Here is a 20,739-nt window from a genome sequence, read left to right as displayed (position 1 = left end):
ACCCCCACGGGGCTTGCCGCGAAGCCCTTGGACCCCACCACCAGCACATAGGCTCCCCAAAGGGCTAGGGCCACGCCCAAAAGCGCCTTGCCGGGAAGCCTTTCCCTCCTTAGGAGGGCGTAGAGGGTGAGGAGGGCCGGGGCCAGGTACTGGAGGAAGATTCCCGTGGCCACGGTGGTGGCGTGGATGGCCAGGTAGTAAAAGGCCTGGGCCCCGGAAAGGGCCAGGCCCACCCGAACCAGCCTAGGCCACTCCGTGGCGGCCGGGGGGAAGCGAAGCACCAGGGGAAGGAGCAGGAGGAAGCTGAGGAGAAAGCGTAAGGGAATGAGGACCGAAGGGGGGATCTCCCCCATGAACCGCCCGGCCAGGGCCCCACCCAGGCCCCAGAGGAGGGCGGCTAAGGCGATGTGGATCACCTTCGCCCTCCCACCACGGCCATCCCCACCCCCATCAAGAGGACTAGGGCTCCCAGGAGCACGGGAATCCCAGGAAGCTCCCCAAAGAGGAGGAAGGCGAGGAGGCTTGCCCCCACCGGCTCAAAGAGGATGGCCAGGGAGACCAGGACCGGGGGGATATGCCGGGTGGCCCAGTTGAAGCTGGTGTGACCCACGAGTTGCGGCAGGAGGGCCATGAGGAGGATGTAGCCATAGACCACGGGTGGATACCCCCCGTACCCACCCCCGAAGAGATAGGGGAGGGGGAGGAGGAGAAGGGCGGCGGCGGAGTAAGCTACCCGTATGTATTCCAGGATGGAAAGGCCGCGCCTTTGCGCTTCCCGCCCCAGGAGGAGGTAGAGGGAGGCGGCCACCGCTCCCAAGAGGGCCAGGAAATCCCCCAGGAGGGGGTTGGCCCCCCCTCCTCCTTGGGCATCCCCCAGGCCGATGAGCAGCCCTCCCAAAAGGGCTACCCCGATGCCCAGAAGGGTGAGGCCGGAAGGAGTCTCCCGGAAGAAGAGCCGGGCGAACAGGGTGATCCAGATGGGGTTGGTGGTGACCAAGGCGGTGCTGGCGGCCACGGAGGTGTAGGAGAGGGAGGTGATCCAGAGGGCGAAGTGCAGGGCTAAAAAGGCGCCGGCGGCCACGGCGTAAGGAAGCCCAGCGGGGCTCCTTAGGGGGCTGCGCCAGGCGGGGAGGAGGAGGAGGGCCGCCAGCGCCATGCGCCCCGCGCTCATCACCAGGCTGAAGGCCAGGCTTCTATCCCCTGAGGCCGCCAGGGCCAGGCGCACCAGGATGCTCCCGAAGCTGATGGCGAGGATCCCCAAGAGCAGTACGGCGGCGATCTTGAGCCCCGAGGGCCGCATGGGGGCATTTTTCCATAAGGACTTGCTTCTGACCAGTGGGTCAGCCTCGAGGCTCAGGACAGATGCCCATGGATGCCGTTGGTATACTGGCGCGGAGGAGGTCCTATGGTGACGGTAGCGGTTCCCAAGGAAAGGGCCCCAGGGGAAAGAAGGGTGGCCCTGGTGCCCGAGGTGGTGGCCCGCCTGGTGAAGGGAGGGGCCAGGGTACGGGTGGAAAAGGGTGCTGGGGAAGGCGCCTATCATCTTGACGCCGCTTACCAGGAGGCAGGGGCGGAGGTGGTGGAGCGAGGAGAGCTCCTAAAGGGCGCCAACCTCCTCTTCACCGTCCAGCCGCCACCGGAGGATCTGATCGCCGCCTTGGAGCCTGGGGCCATTGTGGTGGGTTTTGTTCAGGCCCATAAAAATCTGGACCTGGTGAAGGCTTTGGCCGCCAAAAAGGCCACGGTGATCGCCATGGAGCTCATCCCCCGCATCACCCGGGCCCAGAGCATGGACGCTCTTTCCAGCCAGGCCACGGTGGCGGGGTATCTGGCGGCCATCCATGCCGCCAGGCTTTCCCCCCGCTTCTTCCCCATGCTCACCACCGCGGCGGGTACCATCCGCCCCGCCAAGGTGATGGTCATGGGGGTGGGGGTGGCGGGGCTCATGGCCATCGCCACCGCCAAGCGCCTGGGGGCCCAGGTGTTCGCCTACGACGTGCGCAAGGCGGCGGTGGAGCAGGCCCTTTCCTTGGGGGCCAAGCCCATTGAGCTGCCCATCAGTGCCGAAGGGGAGGGGGGTTACGCTCGCGAACTCACCGAGGAGGAAAAGCGCATCCAACACGAAGCCTTACGGGAACACGTGGCGGGGATGGACGCCATCATCACCACCGCCCAGGTCCCGGGCCGCCGGGCCCCCATCCTCCTCACCGAGGACATGGTGGAGCGCTTAAAGCCGGGCACGGTGGTGGTGGATCTGGCCGCGGAAAGCGGGGGTAACTGCGTCCTCACCAAGCCCGGAGAGGTGGTGGAGGTGAGGGGGGTTAGGATCTATGGCCCCTTGAACCTCCCCAGCGAGCTTTCCGTACACGCTTCGGAGATGTACGCCAAAAACCTTCTCAATCTTTCGGGCCTGCTTATAGAAAAGGGCGAGTTCGCCCCTAAGTGGGAGGACGAGATCATCCAAGGGGCGCTTCTCATGAAGGAAGGCGAGATCCTGCACGGGCCCACCAAGGCCCTCGTGGGAGGTGCGTGATGGAGTTTGGCTTCTGGTCTGCCCTTTACATTTTTGTGCTCACGGCCTTCTTGGGTTACGAGCTCATCACCCGGGTGCCGGTGATCCTCCACACCCCCTTGATGTCGGGGTCCAACTTCATCCACGGGGTGGTGGTGGTGGGGGCCATGGTGGTCTTGGGGCATGCGGAAACTGGCCTGGAAAAGCTCATTGGCTTCCTGGGGGTGATCCTGGGGGCGGCCAACGCCGCCGGGGGGTATGCGGTGACGGTGCGCATGCTGGAGATGTTTGAGAAAAAGCCGGGCAAGGGAGGTGGTCAGTAATGGACCTCATCCAAGCAGCCTACTTTGTGGTGGCCATCCTCTTCATCGTGGGCTTAAAGCGCATGGCCCACCCCACCACCGCCAAAAGCGGCATCGTGTGGGCGGGGTGGGGCATGGCCTTGGCGGTGGTGGCCACCTTCTTCTGGCCGGGGATGCACAACTTTGGCCTCATGCTCATCGCCCTCTTGGTGGGCTCGGTGGTGGCTTGGTGGGCGGCGGTCAAGGTGGCCATGACCGACATGCCCCAGATGGTGGCCATCTACAACGGCATGGGTGGGGGTGCGGCGGCCACCATCGCCGCGGTGGAGCTCCTGAAGGGGGCCTTTGAGAACCCGGGCCTCATGGCCTTGGCCATCCTGGGCGGCCTCATCGGGAGCGTGGCCTTCACGGGAAGCCTCATCGCCTTTGCCAAGCTTCAGGGAATCATGAAGACCCGGCCCATCGTTTTCCCCGGGCAGAAGGTGGTGAACGCCCTGGTCCTTCTCATCACGGTTCTCTTGGGCTTCTCCCTGCTCTGGAACGATCCCACCCTCAGCATCGTGCTCTTCTTCCTTCTAGCCTTGCTTTTCGGCATTCTCATGACCCTGCCCATCGGCGGTGGGGACATGCCCGTGGCCATCTCCTTCTACAACGCCTTTACCGGCATGGCCGTGGGCTTTGAGGGTTTTGCCGTGGGCAACCCGGCCTTGATGGTGGCGGGCACCCTGGTGGGGGCGGCGGGTACCCTTCTCACCGTGCTGATGGCCCGGGCCATGAACCGCTCCGTCATGAGCGTACTCATGGGTGGGTTTGGCGTGGAGCAGGAGGCGGGGGAGGTCAAGGGGAGCCTCAAGCCCATTGACGTGGAGGACGCCGCGGTGATGCTGGCCTACGCGGCCAAGGTGGTCTTTGTGCCCGGTTACGGCATGGCCCTCTCCCAGGCCCAGCACAAGGTAAAGGAGCTGGCGGACCTCTTGGAGAGCAAAGGGGTGGAGGTGAAGTTCGCCATCCACCCGGTGGCGGGGCGGATGCCCGGGCACATGAACGTGCTTTTGGCCGAGGCCGGGGTGGATTACGACAAGCTGAAGGACCTCGAGGAGATCAACCCCGAGTTCCCCACCGTGGACGTGGCGGTGGTGATCGGGGCCAACGACGTGGTGAACCCCGCCGCCCGCCGCCCGGGAAGCCCCCTTTACGGCATGCCCATCCTGGACGTGGACAAGGCCAAGAACGTGATCGTCATCAAGCGGGGCCAGGGCAAGGGCTTTGCTGGGGTGGAGAACGAGCTCTTCTACGCCGACAACACCCGGATGCTCTACGGGGATGCGCAACACGTGCTCACCCAGCTCACCCAGGCCCTAAAGAAGCTTTAGGCCAGGCCTGGGCCAGACCCCGGGAGGTTCCCGGGGTCTTCTTCTTGACGCTTCCCCGGGCCTCCTGCTATAGTGCCTAGTGCGGTCGGTCCGCGGTAGCTCAGCTGGTAGAGCGGCCGGCTGTTAACCGGTTGGTCGCAGGTTCGAGTCCTGCCCGCGGAGCCAGATGGGGGCCTTAGGGCCCCCTGGGTCTTTTTTTGGGGAGGAAGAGAGGGTATAATCATTCCTCGTGCGGCCTGCCGGGCCCGGAAAGGAGGTGTGGATGCGCAAGTACGAGGTGAACATCATCCTGAGCCCCAACCTGGACCAGACCCAGCTCGCCCTGGAGAAGGAGATCATCGGCAAGGCCCTCGAGGCCTTCGGCGCTCGGGTGGAGAAGGTGGAGGAATGGGGTGTACGCCGCCTGGCCTACCCCATCGCCAAGGACACCCAGGGCTACTTCCTCTGGTACCAGGTGGAGATGCCCGAAGACCGGGTGAACCACCTAGCCCGGGAGCTTCGCCTGCGCGACAACGTGCGCCGAGTCATGGTGGTGAAGGCCCAGGAACCCCTGCTGGCCAAAGCGTAAACTGTTCCCATGGCAAGAGGCCTGAACCGCGTATTTCTCATCGGGACCCTTACCGCCCGTCCAGACATGCGTTATACCCCGGGGGGCATGGCCATTTTGGACCTAAGCCTCGCGGGCCAGGATACCCTGTGGGATGCCTCTGGGGAAAAGGAGGTGTCCTGGTACCACCGGGTGCGCCTTTTAGGGCGGCAGGCGGAGATGTGGGGGGACGTCCTGGAAAGGGGCCAGCTGGTCTTCGTGGAGGGGCGGCTGGAGTACCGGCAGTGGGAGCGGGATGGGGAGAGGCGGAGCGAGCTCCAGATCCGGGCGGACTTCATCGATCCCCTGGAGGCCCGAGGGCGGGAAACCGTGGAGGATGCCCGGGGCCAGCCTAGGCTCCGCCACGCCCTCAACCAGGTGATCCTCATGGGCAACCTCACCCGCGATCCCGATCTGCGCTACACCCCCCAGGGGACGGCGGTGGTCCGGCTGGGCCTGGCGGTGAACGAGCGCCGCCCTGGCCAGGGGCCGGAAGGGGAAAAGACCCACTTTATAGAGGTTCAGGCCTGGCGCGACCTGGCCGAGTGGGCCTCCGAGCTCAAGCGGGGTGAGGGGCTTTTGGTGATCGGCCGTTTGGTGAACGACTCCTGGACCAGCTCCACCGGGGAGAGGCGCTTCCAGACCCGTGTGGAAGCCCTCAGGTTGGAGCGACCCACCCGTGGGCCTGAAAGAGCCGGCGGAAGCAGGCCCCAAGAGCCAGGGCGCTCTGTCCAGACGGGTGGGGTGGACATTGACGAAGGATTGGAAGACTTCCCGCCGGAGGAGGATTTGCCGTTTTGAGCACGAAGAACGTTAAACCCAAGAAGGAGACGCAGAAGCGTCCTTCCAGGAAGGCCAAGGTCAAGGCCAGCCTGGGGGAGTTTGACCTGAAGGACTACCGCAACGTGGAGGTGCTGAAGCGGTTCCTGTCGGAGACGGGGAAGATCCTTCCCCGCCGCCGCACGGGGCTCACCGCCAAGGAGCAGCGCATCCTGGCCCGCACCATCAAGCGGGCGAGGATTTTGGGGCTTCTTCCCTTCACGGAGAAGCTGGTGCGCAAATAGGGGGTGGACATGAAGGTCATCCTGCTTGAACCCCTGGAGAACCTGGGCGATGTGGGCCAGGTGGTGAACGTGAAGCCCGGCTACGCCAAGAACTACCTCCTGCCCCGGGGCCTGGCGGTCTTGGCCACGGAGAGCAACCTGAAGGCCCTGGAGGCCAAGATCCGCGCCCAGGCCAAGCGCCTGGCGGAGAGGAAGGCGGAGGCGGAGCGTCTTAAGGAGATCCTGGAGAACCTCACCCTCACCATCCCGGTGCGGGCGGGGGAGACCAAGATCTACGGCTCCGTGACCGCCAAGGACATCGCCGAGGCCCTTTCCCGCCAGCACGGCATCACCATTGATCCCAAGCGCCTGGTGTTGGAAAGGCCCATCAAGGAGCTGGGGGAGTACGTCCTCACCTACAAGCCCCACCCCGAGGTGCCGATAGCCTTGAAGGTGAGCGTGGTGGCCCAGTAGGGGCCATGGGTCCGGCAGGCTGCGGGGACCCCTGGACAGCCGGGGGTCCTTAAGCTTTTCCTATGCGGCGCGTGCTGATCACGGGAGCGGGTAGCGGCATCGGTCTGGCCACGGCCCGGCTTTTGGCGGCCAAGGGCTTTCGGGTCTATGGCGGGGTGCGCAAATCCCAGGATGCCGAGGCCCTGCGCGCCCTGGGGGTGGTGCCCCTCTTCCTGGACGTAACCCAGGAGGAAAGCCTTTTGCAGGCCCGAAGGCTTCTGGAAGGGGAGGGGTTGGAGGGTTTGGTGGCCAATGCGGGGATTGCGGTGGCGGGGCCACTGGAGCTTGTTCCCCTTTCCGCTTTCCGTCAGGTCCTGGAGGTGAACCTTCTGGGCGCTTTCGCCACGGTGAAGGGCTTCTTGCCCCTTCTCCGCCAAAGCCGGGGGCGGGTGGTGCTCATGGGCTCCGTGTCCGGCCTGGTGGCCCTGCCCCTGGCAGGCCCCTATGCCGCCACCAAGTTCGCCCTCGAGGCCCTGGCGGATGCCCTGAGGGTGGAGCTCCTTCCCTTTGGGGTGAGGGTGGTCTTGGTGGAACCGGGGCCCGTGGCCACCCCTATCTGGGAACGCTCGGAACGCTGGGCGGCCGCCTACTTGGAGCCCCCTCCTCCCGGTACGGAAGGGGTGTATGGCCGCTACCTGGAGGTGGCCCGCAAGATGGCCAGGGCCAGCGCCAAAAGGGGCCTACCCCCGGAAAGGGTGGCGGAGGTGGTGCTCAAAGCCCTCCTGGACCCAAGGCCCAGGGCCCGCTACCTGGTGGCCCCTAAGGGGTGGCGGACCCTTCTTCTCCGCCACCTTCCCGAAGCCTTACGGGACAGGCTCCTGGCCCGCTTTCTGGCCTAGGCCAGCTCCAGGGCCACGAGAAGGACCAGACGCCCTTCCTGCCGCTTCAGGATGCCCTCGAGGCTCCGCACGGGAAGGTGCCTGCGGAAAACTGCCAGCACCTCATCCATGAGCTTTTCCGCTAGCCCTGGGTCCAAGGCCTCGGGCTCAAGCTCCAAGAGCATCTCCAGCCGTGTTTCCCGGTTCATGGCCCTAGCCTAGGCCCCTCTTGTCAGGGCCTGGTCAAGGGGGGCCAGGAGCCCGGAAAAGCCCTTCCCTAGGCCTTTGGGGACGCTAGGGGAACGGCAGAGGAGAAACGGGGGGTAAGGGGGCCCACTTTGTCGGGGCTTTTCCCTGGCGTATGCTTAGGGACGTGGAGTTTCTGGTGGAGGACCTAGGCCTGGTGCCTTACGGGGAGGCCTGGGCGTACCAGAAGGGGGTGCACGGCCAGGTGGTGCGGGGCGAGCGCCCCCCCACCCTGCTCCTTTTGGAGCATCCCCGGGTCGTCACCCTGGGGCGGAAGGCCACGGGGGAGAACCTCCTTTTCCCCGAAAGCTGGTACCGGGAGAACGGTTTTGAGCTCTACTGGGTGGAACGGGGTGGGGACGTCACCTATCATGGGCCGGGGCAGCTGGTGGGCTACCCCATCTTCCCCGTGGGCCGGGAGGTGCGCCGCTTCCTGCGCCAGATAGAAGAGGCCGTGGTAAGGGTGGCGGCCTCCTATGGCCTAAGGGCCTACCCCACCCCGGGGTACGCCGGGGTCTGGGTGGGGGAGGAGAAGCTTTGCGCCATCGGGGTGGCGGTGAAGGAAGGGGTGGGTTTCCACGGCTTCGCCCTTAACGTGAACACCGACTTGAACGACTTCTCCGTCATCATCCCCTGTGGGCTTAAGGGGAAAGGGGTCACCTCCTTGGAGCGGCTTTTAGGCCGCAAGGTTCCCATGCAGGAGGTGAAGGGCAGGGTGGTGCAGGCCTTCGCCGAGGTTTTCGGAATGGAGCCCCGCCTAAAGGAGGACCATCGTGAAGCCCAAGTTTGAAACCGTGGAGCTCATAGCCCCCACCGGGGAGGTGGTGGAGCTCAAGGTGGTGAAGCACGGCCTGGCCCAGACCCGGCCGGAGCCCGTGGACCGGCACAAGCCCGCCTGGCTCCGGGCCACCCTGCCCACGGGGGCCAAGTACCAGGCCCTGAAGGCCACGGTGAAGGAGCTCAAGCTCCACACCGTCTGCCAGGAGGCCCTTTGCCCCAACGTGGGGGAGTGCTGGAGCCATGGCACCCTCACGGTGATGATCCTGGGGGGCATCTGCACCCGGGCCTGCAAGTTCTGCGCGGTGGACACAGGGAATCCTAAGGGCCTCATAGACCCGGAGGAGCCCCGTAGGGTGGCCGAGGCCATCGCCCGGCTTCATATCCGCTACGTGGTCCTCACCAGCGTGGACCGGGACGACCTTCCCGACGGTGGGGCGGCCCACTTCGCCGCCACCATCCGGGCCATCAAGGAGAAGGCCCCCGGGGTCTTGGTGGAGGCCCTTACCCCTGATTTCCAGGGGGACCTAAAGGCGGTGGAGATGGTTTTGGATGCGGGCCCTGAGGTCTACGCCCAGAACCTGGAGACCGTGCGCCGCCTCACCCCCAAGGTGCGGGACCCCCGGGCGGGTTACGACCAGACCCTTAAGGTCCTGGCCCACGCCAAGCGCTACCGCCCCGGGGTCCTCACCAAGAGCAGCCTCATGCTGGGCCTGGGGGAGACGGAGGAGGAGATCCTCGAGGCCATGCGGGACCTGAGGGAGGCGGGGGTGGATATCCTCACCCTGGGCCAGTACCTGCGCCCCACCCCGGCCCACCTGCCCGTGGAGCGGTACGTGCCCCCGGAGGACTTCCAGCGCTACGAGGCCTGGGGGTACGGGCTGGGCTTCAAGGAGGTCTTCGCCGGGCCCTTGGTGCGGAGCTCCTATCGGGCGGATCGGGTCTTCTTGGAGGCTTCCCAGAGGTAGAGTGGCCCTGCACCTGGTAGGCTAAGGCCATGGCGGGAAGCCGCACCACCTCCCTTTTCCTCCTGGACCTTTTGGCCCTCCTCCTGTTTGCCGGGGCTGGGCTTCTTTCCCATGGCCAACCCATAACCTTTGGGGGCCTGGCGCGAAACGTGCTGCCCGTGCTTTTCGTCTGGCTTCTCCTTTCCCCCTTCCTGGGCACTTACCGTAAGCCCACCTGGCAAAACCTCCTCCTCACCTGGGCCTTGGCCTTTCCCGCAGGGCTGTGGCTTAGGCAGATGGTCCTGGGCCTGGGGTTTGGGGTGGGGTTTTTCGTCTTCCTGGGCGTGGCCATGGCCTTTAGCCTCCTTTTCCTCCTCCTCTTCCGGGGCCTCGCCAAGCTCCAGAGGCTCTGGTAAAAAGGGGACATGGAAGAGAAGGTGGCCTTCCTCGGCCTCGGGGCCATGGGCTACCCCATGGCCGCCCATTTGGCCAAGCGGTTTCCCACCCTGGTCTGGAACCGCACCTTTGCCAAGGCCCTAAGGCACCAGGAGGAGTTTGGCTCCCAGGCCGTGCCCCTGGAAGGGGTGGCGGAGGCTAGGCTGATCTTCAGCTGCCTGCCCACCACCAAGGAGGTGACGGAGGTGGCGGAGGCCCTTTGGCCCCACCTGAGGCCCGGCACCTACTGGGTGGACGCCACCAGCGGGGAGCCCGAGGGAAGCCGCAAGCTGGCGGAGCGCCTTCGGGAAAAGGGGGTGGTCTACCTGGACGCCCCGGTTTCCGGGGGGACCATCGGGGCGGAAAAGGGCACCCTCACGGTGATGATGGGGGGGCCCCTCGAGGCGGTGGAGAGGGTGAGGCCCTTCCTGGCCTACGCCGCCAAGGTGGTCCACGTGGGGCCCGTGGGGGCGGGGCATGCGGTGAAGGCCATCAACAACGCCCTTTTGGCGGTGAACCTCTGGGCGGCGGGGGAAGGACTCCTCGCCTTGGTGCGGCAAGGGGTTTCCGCGGAGAAGGCCCTCGAGGTGATCAATGCCTCCAGTGGCCGCTCCAACGCCACGGAGAACCTGATCCCCCAAAGGGTCCTCACGCGCGCCTTCCCCAAGACCTTCGCCTTGGGCCTGTTGGTGAAGGATCTGGGCATCGCCATGGGGGTTTTGGATGGGGAGAAGGCCCCAAGCCCCCTTCTCCGCCTCACCCGGGAGGTGTACGAGATGGCCAAGAGGGAGCTGGGCCCAGAGGCCGACCACGTGGAGGCCCTGAAGCTTCTGGAGCGCTGGGGCGGGGTGGAGATCCGCTAAGGATGAGGGAAGGCCTAAAGGCCGCCTGGCCCATCGCTTTGGGCTATTTCCCCGTGGCCGTGGCCTTTGGCGCCCTGGGTGCCCAGGCGGGGCTTGGCTACCTCTGGATCCAGCTCACCTCCCTCCTGGTCTTCGCCGGGGCCAGCCAGTTTGCCCTGTTGGGGCTTCTGGCCCAAGGGGTGCCGCCCCTTTTGGCGGCCACCTTGGGCCTTCTCCTCAACCTGCGCCATGCCTTCTACGGCCCGGCCCTCCGGCCCTACCTGAAAGGGGGTCCCTTGGAAGCCTTTTTCCTCACGGATGAGGTCTTCGCCTTGGCCCTAAAAGCCCTTCCCGGCCTCCTTCCGGAAGAGAGGCGGGGCTACTTCCTGGGCCTGGGCTTGGGGGCCTACCTCTCCTGGAACCTGGGCACCGCCCTCGGGGCCCTGGGGGCCAAGGGGCTTTTGGCCTGGCCGGTCCTAGGGGAGGCCCTTTCCTTTGCCCTTCCGGCCCTCTTTCTCCTCTTGGCCCTGCCCCACCTCAGGAACCCTCTGGCCCTCCTGGCGGGCGGGGCGGCCCTGGCCTTGCACCTCCTGGGCCAGACGGCCTGGGGCCTTTTCTTGGCTGGGGTCATCGGGCTTTTTGGGGGGAGGAGGCCATGACCCTGGCCCTCCTTCTCCTGGCCTTGGGCACCTTTCTCCTCCGCCTCCTGCCCTGGCGGGGGGAGGGAAGCCTACGGGCCGGCCAGGCGGGGCCGGCCCTGGTGGTGGCCCTTTTCCTGGTCTCGGCCTTTAGCCCACCCCCTTCCCCGGAGTGGCTCCGCACCGGCCTGGCCCTTTTGGGCACCTACCTGGGGGCGCGGCTTACGGGAAACCTGGGCCTGGCCGTGTTCCTGGGGGTGGGGCTTTACGGGCTTCTGGGCCTCCTCTAGCGGTTCAGGATGTGGATGGCCTGCTTGTGCAAGGCCTCTGCCGCCTCCATGAGGCCTTCGGAGAGGGTGGGGTGGGGGTGGACCGTAAGGCCCAGGTCGGAGACCGTGGCCCCCATCTCCAGGGCCAAGGTGGCCTCGGCGATGAGCTCTCCCGCCTGGGGCCCCACCATGAAGACCCCCAGGAGGAGGTCGGTTTCCGCATCCCCCACCACCTTGATGAGGCCCTCGGCGCTTCCCAGGGTGAGGGCCCGGCCGCTGGCGGCAAGGGGAAACCTCCCCACCTTCACCTTGTACCCCGCCTTCCCCGCCTCCTCCTCCGTAAGCCCCACCCCGGCCCACTCGGGGCCGGTGTAGACCACGCTGGGCACCTGGTAGTCAAAGAGGGCGTTTTTCCCGGCGGCGTTTTCTGCGGCCACCAGGCCCTCCTTCATGGCCTTGTGGGCGAGAAGGGGAGGCCTGGCCACATCCCCGATGGCGTAGACCCCGGGGACCGAGGTCTCCTGGCGGGCGTTCACCTGGATGAAGCCCCGCTCGTCCACCCTCACCCCGGCCTTCTCCAGGCCTAGGCCCTCGGTGCGGGGCTTGCGGCCCACCGCCACCAGGATCTTGTCCACCACGATCTCCTCTGGCTTTCCCCCTTGGGCGGGCTCCAGGAGAACGCGGAGGCCATCCCCCTTTTTCTCGTAGCCCAGCGCCTTGGTGCCCGTGCGCACCTTAATCCCTTCCTTCTCCAGGGCCTTGCGCAGAAGGGCGGCGGTTTCCCGGTCCCCTGCCGGGAGGATCTCGGGCATGTACTCAATGAGGGTTACCTCCGAACCCAGGCGGTGGTAGATCTGGCCCAGTTCCAACCCCACCGCCCCGCCCCCGATCACCAAGAGGCGCTGGGGAATGCCCTCCTCTACCCTTAGGGCCCGGGTGGAGTCCCAGACGTCCTCGCCGAAGGGGAAACCCTTTAAGGGCATGGGCTCGCTTCCCGTGGCGATGATGAGGCTTTTGGCCCCGTAGGTTTCCCCGTTTACCTCTATCTCCTTGGGGCCCTTGAAGCGGGCGAAGCCCCGCAGAAGCTCCACCTTGTTGCCCTTTAGGAGCCCAGCCACCCCCCCGGTGAGCTTCCTCACCACCCCATCCCGCCAGGCGCCAAGCTTTTTGAAGTCCAGCTCGGGCTTGGCCTTTAGGCCGAAGCCCTCGGCCGCCTTCAGGTGGTGGAGGGTCTCTGCCGCGTGGAGCAGGGCCTTAGTGGGAATGCACCCCACGTTCAGGCACACGCCCCCCACCTCGGCGGCCTCCACCGCCAGAACCTTAAGCCCCAGTTGCGCCCCCCGGATGGCGGCGTGGTAGCCGCCGGGCCCGGTGCCGATCACGATGAGGTCGTAGGTCTTCATGGGGTCCATCCTACATTTCCAGAAGGAGGAGGTCGGGGTTTTCCAATAGCCGGATCACCTCCCGGGTGAAGGAGGCGGCCTCGGCCCCGTCCACCAGGCGGTGGTCAAAGGAGAGGGAGAGGTACATGATGTCCCGGGCCTGGATGGAGCCATCCGGCATCACCCAGGGCCGCTTCCGGATGGAGTGCACCCCCAGGATGGCGGCCTCGGGAACGTTGATGATGGGGAAGCTCATGAGGGCCCCCACCGAGCCGATGTTGGTCACGGTGAAGGTGGAGCCCGTGACCTCCTCGGGGGAAAGCTTCCCCTCCCGGGCCTTGGCGGAAAGCTCGGCGATCTCCTGGGCAAGTTCCAGGATATTCTTCCGGTCCACATCCCGCACCACGGGCACCACAAGCCCCCTTTCCGTGGCCACCGCCAGGCCCAGGTGGTAGTAGCGCTTGTAGACGATCTCCTGCCTTTCTTCGTCCAGGCTGGTGTTCAGCATGGGGTACTTCTTCAAGGCCCGCACCACCGCCTTGAAGATGAAGGGCAGGTAGGTGAGCTTTACCCCCTGGCGCTCGGCCTCGAGCTTCAGCCGTTCCCTAAGGGCCACCAGCTCCGTGAGGTCGGCCTCGTCCACGTTCAGGGTGCGCACCGTGTAGAGGTGGCTTTGCCAAAGCCCCTGGGCGATGGTGCGGCGGATGCCCCTTAAGGGAACGCGCTCCTCCAGCCCCTCATAGCCCTTGGGAGAGGTGTAACGGGGCGGGGGAGGGAAGCCCGAGGGAAGGGGTGCTGGGGCCTCCCTGGGGGCTTCCGGCGGGGGTGCGGCCTGGGCCTTAAGCCTCTCCGCATAGGCCCGTACGTCCTCCACCCGGATGCGGCCCATGGGGCCCGAGCCCGGGATGGCCTCGAGGGGAATCCCCAGCTCCCGGGCCAGCTTTCTGGCGGCGGGTACCGCCAGGATGCGGCCTGGGCCTGGCCCCTCCTTGGGGGCTTCCCTTTGGGCCTCGAGGAAGGGGTTCTTCACCGCCACCTGGGTGGTGTCCGGCTTGAAGAGGGAGAGGTCCTCCTTTTCCTCCTTGGGGGGGAGACCGGGCTCCACGAGGGAGCGCTCTTCCACCGCTTGCACCGGCGGAGCCTTCGGTTCCTTTACCCCGGCCACCGCCTCCCCGGGCTCCGCCAGGAGGGCGATGGGGGCATGGACCTTGACCACCTCCCCCTCCTTGGCCAGCTTCTTCAGGAGCACCCCCTCGTAGGGGGAGGGGAGCTCCACCGTGACCTTGTCGGTCATCACCTCCACGAAGGGCTGGTCCTTTTTGAGGTAGTCCCCTTCCTCCACCAGCCACTTCAGGATCTCGCCTTCCACCACGCTTTCCGCCAGTTCGGGCATGAGGATTTCCTTGGGCATAGGCCTCCTTACAGATCTAAGAGCTTAAGAAGCCCCTCCCGGGTTAGGCCTTGGGCCTCCGCCATTTCCCGCAAAACCCCCGCCAGGGTACCCAGCCCAAGGGGATGGGGGCGGGGGAGGGAAAGGGGGTGTTCCCGGCCTCCTCTGTTCCAGGTAGGGCGGAGGGGGCTTCCCGTCCGGCGCACCACCCGGTGCCCCAGGCGGGACAAGGGTGTGGTCCGATCCTCCCCATGGGGATCCCGGGGAAGTTTCATGGAGCGCGAACCTCCTCCCGGACGAGGCGCAAGCGGAGGCCCCTGGGGGTTTCCCCTTCGGGGTAGGAGCAGGGCACCGCGTCCCGCACCATCTCCTTAGGCTCCTCCCAGGTTTCTCCCTGGGCGAAGATGGCTTCCGTCTTCCGCTTCCTCCACCAGAAAAATGGGTTCCTTGGGCATATCAGTAGTCTAACGCCCGCTTGGCGGCCTTGAGGATGCGGGTGACGGTGGGCAGGTACAGCTTGTCCTGGGCGTAGGGATAGGGGGTGTCAAAGCCCGCCACCCGGATGGGAGGGGCCAGGAGCATGTCCAGGATGTCCTCGGCGATGGTGGCCGCCACCTCGCTGAGGAAGCTGGCGTGCCGGGGGGCATCGGATACCAGCACCGCCCTTCCCGTCTTGGCCACGGAGTTCATCACCGCCTCGTAGTCCCAGGGCATGAGGGTGCGGAGGTCCAAAACCTCGGCGGAAACCCCCGCCTTCTCCAGCTCCTCCGCCGCCTGGAGCACCTCGGGCATGACCGTGCCGTAGCCGATGAGGGTGAGGTCCTTCCCCTCCCGCCGGATGGCGGCCTTGCCGATGGGCAAGGTGTAGTCCTCCTCGGGCACCTCCTCCTTCACCGAGCGGTAAAGCCTCTTGGGCTCCAGGAAGACCACGGGGTCCTCGTCGCGGATGGCCGCCTTTAGGAGGCCCTTGGCGTCGTAGGGGGTGGAAACCGCCACCACCTTGAGCCCAGCGGTGTGCACGAAGTGGGCCTCGGGGCTTTGCGAGTGGTGGTGCCCGCCCTTGACCCCACCCCCAGAGGGCATGCGCACCACCAAGGGCGCGGTGAACTGCCCGCCGGAACGGTAACGGAGCTTGGCCACCTGGCTTACCAGCTGGTCAAAGCCGGGGAAGATGTAGTCGGCGAACTGGATCTCCGCCACCGGCCTTAAACCGTGGGCGGCCATGCCCAGGGCCGCCCCCACGATGGCGGCCTCGGAAAGGGGGGTATCCATGACCCGGTCGGGGCCGTACTTCTTTAGGAGGCCTTCCGTTACCAGGAAGACCCCGCCCCTTTTGCCCACATCCTCCCCCAGGACCACCACCTTGGGGTCCAAGGCCATCTCCTCATCCAGGGCCCGGTTCAGGGCCTGCACCATGGTCATGAGGGCCATGGGGACCTCCTTAGAGCTCTTCCCTGAGAAGGGCTTCCTGGCGCTTGAGGTGCCAGGGCTTTTCCGAGAAGACGTCCTCAAACATCCATTCCGGCGGTACCGGTCCCGCCTCCTCCGCTTCCTTCAGGGCCTTTTCCTGCTCGGCGCGGATGGCCTCTTGGAGTTCCTCTTCCCACTCCAGGTTCCAAAGGCCCCGCTCCTCCAGGAAGCGCCGGAAGCGCAGGATGGGGTCCCGCTTCCGCCAGGCCTCCACCTCCTCCCGGGGGCGGTAGCGGCTGTCGTCGTCCGCGGAGGAGTGGGGGCCGTAGCGGTAGACCCTGAGCTCCACCAGACTGGGGCCCTCCCCCATGCGGGCCCGCTCCACCGCCTCCTTGACCACGTAGTAGGCGGCCAGAACGTCCATGCCATCCACCAGATATCCGGGAATGCCAAAGGCATGGGCCTTGTCGGCGATGGTGGGGCTATGGGTCTGGCGGCTATAGTCCACGCTGATGGCGTAAAAGTTGTTCTCGGCGATGAAAACGGCAGGGGCCCCCTGTACGGCGGCGAAGTTGATGCCCGCATACCAGTCCCCCTCGCTGGTGGCCCCGTCCCCAAAGGTGCAGACCGCCACCTGGCCCGTGCCTAGGAGCTTCATGCTGATGGCCGCTCCGGCGGCGGGGGGCACGTGGGAGGCGATGGGGCTGGCCACGGTGAAGTAGTTGAGGGCCTTGGAGCCCGGATGTTCCGGCATCTGGCGGCCCTTGTTGGGGTCAGCCCGGGTGGCCAGCATCTGGCCGAAGATCTCCTTCAGGGGCAGGCCCAAGGCCAAGGCCAGGCCGTGGTCTCGGTAGTAGGGGAAGACCCAGTCCAAGCCCTTCCGGATGGCGTGGGCGATGGCCACCTGGGCGGCCTCGTGCCCGGCCGAAGGGGCGATGAAGCTGGTTTTGCCGGTGCGGATGAGGATGGTGTAGCGCTCGTCCAGCATCCGGGCCGCCAGCATGTCCCGATATAGGCGGCGTAGCTTCTCCTCGTCCAAGTCCAAGGGGAAATCCCCCAGCCACTCCCCCTTTTCCCCTATGAGCCTTATGGGCTCGGGGGTGAAGGGCGGAAACCGGTGGGTATCCTTTACCATAAACCCTCCTTTTCCCGCGCTTTTGGCGCTCCTGGAGCCTGCCCTGGGTAAGGGCCTAAGGCTCCTCTATCGGGGTGGGTGAGGTCCCACTTTCCCTTCGCCTTTGAGTATACCCTGGCCTTAGGATGGAGGCGTGCGGCTTAGGGTGGTGGCGGTGGGCAAACCCAGGCTGGCCTACGCCCGGCTGGGGGTGGAGGAGTATGCGCACCGCATCCGAAGGTATGCCCCCCTCGAGGTCCAGTTCGTCAAGGAGGCCAAGGACCTCCTGCCCCAGGCGGAGGGCCACCGCAGGGTGGTTCTGGACGAGAGGGGGAGGCTTTTCACCACGGAGGGGCTTTTGCAGGAACTGAGGCGCTTTGAGGGAGAGCGGGTGGCCTTCTTGGTGGGGGGGGCTGAGGGCTACCCGGAAGGGGTACGGGAGCGGGCCCACCTCCTCCTTTCCCTCTCCCCCCTCACCTTGCAGCACGAGCTGGCCCTTCTGGTCCTCATGGAACAGCTTTACCGGATCCTTACCCTGAGGGCGGGGCATCCCTACCACCGGCCATGACCTACGAGGCCTTTGTGGACCTGGTGGAAAGGCTCTGGGCGGAGATCCCCGAGGCCTTCAAGCGGGAGCTTCAGGGGGTGCATGTCCTGCCCCAGGCCAAGCCGGAGCCGGGGCTAAGGGGAGTCTGGCGGCTGGGGGAGTATCTGGACCCCGGCCCTCCCTCGGCCTTCCGCGGCTTTGAAGGGCTTGGGCGGCATATTGCCCTCTACTACGGTTCCTTTCAGAAGGTGGCGGGGCCGGGGTTTGACTGGGAAGGGGAGGTCTGGGAAACCCTTCTCCACGAGCTAAGGCACCACCTGGAGTCCCTGGCGGGCCGGGACGAGCTGGTCCAGGAAGACCTTAGGCGCCTGGCCGAGTTTCGCCGGGGTGGGAGGGGGTAGGGGGCAAGGAGGCCTCCTGTAGGGGCCGGCGCTGGGCAAAACCCCCGGCCAAAGGGTGGTAGTGGGCCACCTCGGGCTCGCCCTCCTGCCAGCAGAGGAACACCACCTCGCCCCCAATCCGGGCGGGGAAGTCCACCAGGCCCCGGTCCAGGTCCTTGAGGAAGACGCCTAAGGAGGCCAGATAGCGGGCGTCCGCTTCCAAGGAGCCCAGGAGGAAGCGCACCTCCTCCTCCAGGTTCCTGCGCTCCAGCCCCCGGGCCTGGGGAAGCCGGGCCTGGGCTTCCTGGAGCTCCTTGCGGTTCTCGCGCATCTGGGCCAGGATCCGCCGGATTTCAGGAAGCAGGGCGTCGGCCTCCTCCTTGGTGAAGATGCGGGCGAACATACCTGACCCTATCCTAGCACAATCATTTAGGAAAATCTAAGCCTAGGATACTCAAGTAGGGAAGCCCAGGAGGGCCACATCCCCGGCCCCCACCTTTACCCCTCCCACCAGGAGGCTCCCGTCGGGGAGCACCGCTTCCGCTACGCCTTCCACCAGGCCCCTTGCGGTCTGGACCTGCACCCTCTGGCCCAGGGTGTAGGAGGCCTGCCGGTAAAGGGCTAGAAGGGCCTCCGGGTTCTCCAGGAGGGGGAGGAGGCCTTCCAGGTGGAGGAGAAAGCCCGAGAGCACTTCCCGTCGGGAGGCGGGGGAGAACTCCCGCAAAGCGGCGGCCCCCTCGGGGGCCCATTCCACGTTCACCCCCACGCCCAGGAGGACGTAGGCCACCTCTTCTCCCTCCGCCTTGGCCTCCAGGAGTACCCCGGCCAGCTTCCTGCCATCGGGAGCGAGGAGGTCGTTGGGCCACTTAAGCCCCCCCACCCCCACCGCCCGCCATAGGGCCAAGCCGGCCACAAGGGGGAGAAGCCCCAGGGTGGAAAGGGGCAGGGCCGGGCGCAGGAGCAGGGAAAAGGTAAGGCTTTCCCCTGGGCGGCTTTCCCAGGGCCTTCCCCGCCTTCCCCGGCCCCTTTCCTGGACCTCGGCCAGGACCAGGGCCCCCTCCGCCACGCCCTCCTCCGCCCAGGCCCGGAGCACATCCTGGGTGCTTCCCACCCGGCCCAGATACCGGTAGGGCCGGCCCAGCCGCCCCAAGGGATGGAAGAGGTGGGGCAGGGGGGTGCCGGGCCGGATGCGGTAGCCCTGGCGGTGCACCTCCAGGGGAAAGCCCTCGGCAAGAAGCCTTCTCGCCTCCTTGGAAACCGCCTGGCGGCTCACCCCTAGGCGCTGGGCCAGGGCCTCGCCCCTTTGGTACTCTTCGGTGAGCAGGGGCAAAAGGCCAGGCATCAGGCCAGTTCCACCTGGGAAAGATCCCCCAGGATCAGCCGGTGGGCCCGGGGGAGGCCATTCCGGCTTCGCACCTGGGCTCCCACCCCCAGGAGGCTTTCCTGGAGGCGCAGGCTCACGTCCTCCAGGAGGGCGTGGTCCTCGAGGATGGAGTACTCCACCTCGGAGCGCACCACCTTGGCCCCCGGCCCCAAGGAGGTGAAGGGGCCGATGTAGGCCCCGTCCACCACCGCACCCTCCCCGATAAAGGCGGGGCCGATCACCGTGCTCCCCACCACCTTAGCCCCCTTTTCCACCACCACCCGCCCCGTGATTTGGCTTTCCGCCACCTCGCCCTCTATGCGGGCCTCCAGCTCCTCCAGAAGGAGGCGGTTGGCGTCCAGGAGGTCCTGGGGGCGGCCGGTGTCCTTCCACCAGCCCTCCACCTCCACCCCCACCACCCTCTTCCCCCGGTCGATGAGGCCTTGGATGGCGTCGGTGATCTCGTACTCCCCTCGGGCTGAAGGCTTTAGCTCCCCGATGACCTCCAGGACCTCCGGGGTGAAGACATACACCCCGGCCACCGCCAGGTCCGAGGGAGGCTCCTTGGGCTTTTCCAGAAGGCGCACGATCCTTTCCCCTTCCAAAACCGCCACCCCGAACTGGCTGGGGTTTTCCACCCGTACCAGGGCGATCACCGCGCTCACCCCTGGGGCGAAGGCCTGGAGGAAGCGGGCGATCCCCTTTTGGAAGAGGTTATCCCCCAGGTAAAGGACGAAGGGGCTTTGGCCTAGGAAGTCCCGGGCCACGGCCACCGCATGGGCCAGGCCCTGAGGCTCCTCCTGCAGGATGTACCGTACCCGGTAGCCCGAAAGGGCTTCCCGGATGTCCTTTTCCGTTTCCGGGGAGACCACCACCCCGATCTCCTCAATGCCCGCTTGGAGCAGGTTCTCCAGGCCGTAGTGGAGGATGGGCCTTCCCGCCACCCGGATCACCGGCTTGGGCCTCGTGTGGGTGAGGGGACGAAGCCTCGTACCCCGTCCGGCAGCCAGTACAAGTCCTTTCACGCTGGGGAGTATACCCCTTAAAATGGACTAAGGGATGCCTAAAGCCTCCATCCGTTCGGCTTACGCCTACGACCGCCTGCGGGCCTACCCCCCCGAGGTGGCGGGCCGCATCGCCACCGCCATGGGGAATGCCCTAGGGGTGCGGGGGGAGGAGGCGGTGCTCCTGGAGCTTGGGGTGGGCACGGGGCGCATTGCCCTGCCCCTCATCGCCCGGGGTTACCCCTACATCGCCTTGGACAAGGACCCGGCCATGCTGGAGGTCTTCCGCCAGAAGGCCGCCGGGGTGATGCGCAAGGTGCGCCTCCTCGAGGCGGATGCCCGGGCCATTCCCCTGCCCGATGAGAGCGTGCACGGGGTGATCGTGGTCCACCTCTGGCACCTCCTCCCCGACTGGCCCAAGGCCCTGGCGGAGGCCCTGAGGGTGCTGAAGCCGGGGGGGGTGCTCCTGGAGGGCTGGGACGAGATGGAGGCGGAAGAGGAGCGCGGGATCCAGGAAAGGTGGCGCTCCTTGGTGGAGGCGGAGGGGGTGAGGGTGGAGCGGGGCCTACACAAAAGGCGGCTTCAGGAGGTGGAGGAAGCCCTAAGGCGCCTGGGACTAAAGCCCAAGGCCCGGGAGGTGGTGCGCTGGCGGGAGGCGCGCACCCTGCGCCAGGCCCTGGAGGCCCTGGAGGAAAGGCTTTACTCCTTCACCCAGCTGGTTCCCGAGGAGGTGCACCAGGGCATCATGCCCCGGCTCTGGGCCTGGGCCGAAGGGGAGTTCGGCGACCTGGACCGCCCCTTTACCCTGGAAAGGAGCTTTACCCTGCGCGCCACCCGGATGGCCTAGC

Annotated in this window: 28 protein-coding genes and 1 tRNA gene; 18 read left to right on the top strand and 11 right to left on the bottom strand. The window is 66.4% G+C overall.

Annotated elements, in window-relative coordinates; all coding sequences use genetic code 11:
- Positions 1-416 (bottom strand): EamA family transporter (locus tag Q0693_RS09870; protein WP_298631363.1); only part of this gene is annotated, 416 nt, incomplete at its 3' end.
- On the bottom strand, positions 413-1,300 hold the full coding sequence (locus Q0693_RS09865; RefSeq protein WP_298631360.1) for a DMT family transporter: 888 nt from the start codon (positions 1,298-1,300) through the stop codon (positions 413-415). The genes Q0693_RS09865 and Q0693_RS09870, both read right to left, overlap by 4 nt.
- A gap of 105 nt (positions 1,301-1,405) precedes the next feature.
- On the opposite strand from Q0693_RS09865, the gene Q0693_RS09860 reads away from it, so the two are divergent.
- The 9 genes from Q0693_RS09860 (at position 1,406) to Q0693_RS09820 (ending at position 7,168) form a co-directional block, all read left to right on the top strand.
- The gene (locus tag Q0693_RS09860) at positions 1,406-2,533 is read left to right on the top strand and encodes an NAD(P) transhydrogenase subunit alpha (RefSeq protein WP_243032440.1); all 1,128 of its coding nucleotides are present in this window, start codon (positions 1,406-1,408) and stop codon (positions 2,531-2,533) included.
- A complete protein-coding gene (locus Q0693_RS09855; RefSeq protein WP_008630585.1) occupies positions 2,533-2,835 on the top strand; it encodes a proton-translocating transhydrogenase family protein in 303 nt (100 codons plus the stop codon). Before Q0693_RS09860 ends, Q0693_RS09855 begins: the two co-directional genes overlap by 1 nt.
- The gene (locus Q0693_RS09850) at positions 2,835-4,187 is read left to right on the top strand and encodes an NAD(P)(+) transhydrogenase (Re/Si-specific) subunit beta (protein WP_243032441.1); all 1,353 of its coding nucleotides are present in this window, start codon (positions 2,835-2,837) and stop codon (positions 4,185-4,187) included. The genes Q0693_RS09855 and Q0693_RS09850 overlap by 1 nt, the downstream gene beginning before the upstream one ends.
- A gap of 89 nt (positions 4,188-4,276) precedes the next feature.
- Positions 4,277-4,352, top strand: a tRNA-Asn gene (locus Q0693_RS09845).
- A 97-nt stretch (positions 4,353-4,449) separates the two neighbouring features.
- Complete coding sequence (rpsF, locus tag Q0693_RS09840; protein ID WP_243031167.1) at positions 4,450-4,755, top strand: 30S ribosomal protein S6; 306 nt, start codon at positions 4,450-4,452, stop codon at positions 4,753-4,755.
- Between the two features lie 9 nt (positions 4,756-4,764).
- Positions 4,765-5,574 carry a single-stranded DNA-binding protein gene (gene ssb, locus Q0693_RS09835; protein ID WP_243031169.1) on the top strand — a complete coding sequence of 270 codons (810 nt, stop codon included), beginning with the start codon at positions 4,765-4,767 and terminating at the stop codon, positions 5,572-5,574.
- Positions 5,571-5,837, top strand: coding sequence for a 30S ribosomal protein S18 (rpsR, locus tag Q0693_RS09830; protein WP_243031189.1), 267 nt, complete (start codon positions 5,571-5,573; stop codon positions 5,835-5,837). The genes ssb and rpsR overlap by 4 nt, the downstream gene beginning before the upstream one ends.
- A gap of 9 nt (positions 5,838-5,846) precedes the next feature.
- On the top strand, positions 5,847-6,290 hold the full coding sequence (gene rplI / locus Q0693_RS09825; RefSeq protein ID WP_243031191.1) for a 50S ribosomal protein L9: 444 nt from the start codon (positions 5,847-5,849) through the stop codon (positions 6,288-6,290).
- 62 nt (positions 6,291-6,352) lie between these two features.
- A complete protein-coding gene (locus tag Q0693_RS09820; RefSeq protein ID WP_298631325.1) occupies positions 6,353-7,168 on the top strand; it encodes an SDR family NAD(P)-dependent oxidoreductase in 816 nt (271 codons plus the stop codon).
- Here Q0693_RS09820 and Q0693_RS09815 read toward each other — a convergent pair.
- The gene (locus tag Q0693_RS09815) at positions 7,165-7,356 is read right to left on the bottom strand and encodes a hypothetical protein (protein WP_298631322.1); all 192 of its coding nucleotides are present in this window, start codon (positions 7,354-7,356) and stop codon (positions 7,165-7,167) included. The two genes, Q0693_RS09820 and Q0693_RS09815, sit on opposite strands and share 4 nt — an antisense overlap.
- Positions 7,357-7,520: 164 nt before the next feature.
- Between Q0693_RS09815 and lipB the strand changes: the two genes are divergently transcribed.
- The 6 genes from lipB to Q0693_RS09785 are packed head-to-tail and all read left to right on the top strand — an operon-like array spanning position 7,521 to position 11,322.
- Positions 7,521-8,183, top strand: a complete 663-nt coding sequence (lipB, locus tag Q0693_RS09810; RefSeq protein ID WP_298631365.1) for a lipoyl(octanoyl) transferase LipB — start codon at positions 7,521-7,523, stop codon at positions 8,181-8,183.
- Entirely contained in the window at positions 8,167-9,138 is a 972-nt protein-coding gene (gene lipA / locus Q0693_RS09805; protein ID WP_298631319.1) for a lipoyl synthase, read from the top strand. The genes lipB and lipA overlap by 17 nt, the downstream gene beginning before the upstream one ends.
- A gap of 29 nt (positions 9,139-9,167) precedes the next feature.
- Positions 9,168-9,533 (top strand): DUF3054 domain-containing protein, encoded by a 366-nt coding sequence (locus tag Q0693_RS09800; RefSeq protein WP_243031210.1) that lies wholly within the window; start codon positions 9,168-9,170, stop codon positions 9,531-9,533.
- A 9-nt stretch (positions 9,534-9,542) separates the two neighbouring features.
- On the top strand, positions 9,543-10,415 hold the full coding sequence (locus tag Q0693_RS09795; RefSeq protein WP_298631313.1) for an NAD(P)-dependent oxidoreductase: 873 nt from the start codon (positions 9,543-9,545) through the stop codon (positions 10,413-10,415).
- A 2-nt stretch (positions 10,416-10,417) separates the two neighbouring features.
- Positions 10,418-11,053 (top strand): AzlC family ABC transporter permease, encoded by a 636-nt coding sequence (locus Q0693_RS09790; protein WP_298631311.1) that lies wholly within the window; start codon positions 10,418-10,420, stop codon positions 11,051-11,053.
- The gene (locus tag Q0693_RS09785) at positions 11,050-11,322 is read left to right on the top strand and encodes a branched-chain amino acid transport (protein WP_243031218.1); all 273 of its coding nucleotides are present in this window, start codon (positions 11,050-11,052) and stop codon (positions 11,320-11,322) included. Before Q0693_RS09790 ends, Q0693_RS09785 begins: the two co-directional genes overlap by 4 nt.
- On the opposite strand, the gene lpdA is transcribed toward Q0693_RS09785, so the two are convergent.
- From lpdA to Q0693_RS09760, 5 genes are all read right to left on the bottom strand, one after another.
- The gene (gene lpdA, locus Q0693_RS09780) at positions 11,319-12,704 is read right to left on the bottom strand and encodes a dihydrolipoyl dehydrogenase (RefSeq protein WP_298631306.1); all 1,386 of its coding nucleotides are present in this window, start codon (positions 12,702-12,704) and stop codon (positions 11,319-11,321) included. The two genes, Q0693_RS09785 and lpdA, sit on opposite strands and share 4 nt — an antisense overlap.
- Before the next feature lie 10 nt (positions 12,705-12,714).
- Positions 12,715-14,094: a dihydrolipoamide acetyltransferase family protein gene (locus tag Q0693_RS09775; RefSeq protein WP_298631303.1), complete on the bottom strand. Its 1,380-nt coding sequence runs from the start codon at positions 14,092-14,094 to the stop codon at positions 12,715-12,717.
- 8 nt (positions 14,095-14,102) lie between these two features.
- A complete protein-coding gene (locus tag Q0693_RS09770; RefSeq protein ID WP_298631300.1) occupies positions 14,103-14,348 on the bottom strand; it encodes a hypothetical protein in 246 nt (81 codons plus the stop codon).
- 181 nt (positions 14,349-14,529) lie between these two features.
- On the bottom strand, positions 14,530-15,504 hold the full coding sequence (locus Q0693_RS09765) for an alpha-ketoacid dehydrogenase subunit beta (RefSeq protein ID WP_243031230.1): 975 nt from the start codon (positions 15,502-15,504) through the stop codon (positions 14,530-14,532).
- 10 nt (positions 15,505-15,514) lie between these two features.
- Positions 15,515-16,618 (bottom strand): thiamine pyrophosphate-dependent dehydrogenase E1 component subunit alpha, encoded by a 1,104-nt coding sequence (locus tag Q0693_RS09760; protein WP_298631294.1) that lies wholly within the window; start codon positions 16,616-16,618, stop codon positions 15,515-15,517.
- A gap of 133 nt (positions 16,619-16,751) precedes the next feature.
- Here Q0693_RS09760 and Q0693_RS09755 point away from each other — a divergent pair, with 133 nt between their 5' ends.
- Together Q0693_RS09755 and Q0693_RS09750 are read left to right on the top strand one after the other, a co-directional pair.
- Entirely contained in the window at positions 16,752-17,165 is a 414-nt protein-coding gene (locus Q0693_RS09755; protein WP_243031234.1) for a 23S rRNA (pseudouridine(1915)-N(3))-methyltransferase RlmH, read from the top strand.
- Complete coding sequence (locus Q0693_RS09750) at positions 17,162-17,545, top strand: metallopeptidase family protein (RefSeq protein WP_243028256.1); 384 nt, start codon at positions 17,162-17,164, stop codon at positions 17,543-17,545. Before Q0693_RS09755 ends, Q0693_RS09750 begins: the two co-directional genes overlap by 4 nt.
- Here the strand turns inward: Q0693_RS09750 and Q0693_RS09745 are convergent.
- From Q0693_RS09745 to Q0693_RS09735, 3 genes are read right to left on the bottom strand one after another with little or no spacing between them, the layout of a single operon-like run.
- The gene (locus Q0693_RS09745; RefSeq protein WP_298631286.1) at positions 17,505-17,927 is read right to left on the bottom strand and encodes a DUF2203 domain-containing protein; all 423 of its coding nucleotides are present in this window, start codon (positions 17,925-17,927) and stop codon (positions 17,505-17,507) included. The two genes, Q0693_RS09750 and Q0693_RS09745, sit on opposite strands and share 41 nt — an antisense overlap.
- Positions 17,928-17,978: 51 nt before the next feature.
- Positions 17,979-18,866: a biotin--[acetyl-CoA-carboxylase] ligase gene (locus Q0693_RS09740; RefSeq protein WP_298631283.1), complete on the bottom strand. Its 888-nt coding sequence runs from the start codon at positions 18,864-18,866 to the stop codon at positions 17,979-17,981.
- The gene (locus tag Q0693_RS09735; protein ID WP_298631280.1) at positions 18,866-19,912 is read right to left on the bottom strand and encodes a glucose-1-phosphate thymidylyltransferase; all 1,047 of its coding nucleotides are present in this window, start codon (positions 19,910-19,912) and stop codon (positions 18,866-18,868) included. The genes Q0693_RS09740 and Q0693_RS09735 overlap by 1 nt, the downstream gene beginning before the upstream one ends.
- 34 nt (positions 19,913-19,946) lie before the next feature.
- Here Q0693_RS09735 and Q0693_RS09730 point away from each other — a divergent pair, with 34 nt between their 5' ends.
- The gene (locus Q0693_RS09730; protein WP_298631278.1) at positions 19,947-20,738 is read left to right on the top strand and encodes a class I SAM-dependent methyltransferase; all 792 of its coding nucleotides are present in this window, start codon (positions 19,947-19,949) and stop codon (positions 20,736-20,738) included.
- Position 20,739 lies beyond the last annotated feature (1 nt).

It is taken from the genome of uncultured Thermus sp., assembly GCF_938010445.1.
Taxonomy (GTDB): domain Bacteria; phylum Deinococcota; class Deinococci; order Deinococcales; family Thermaceae; genus Thermus; species Thermus altitudinis.
Note: the sequence above shows the minus strand (reverse complement) of the source record. Positions and strands in the feature narration are given on the sequence as shown.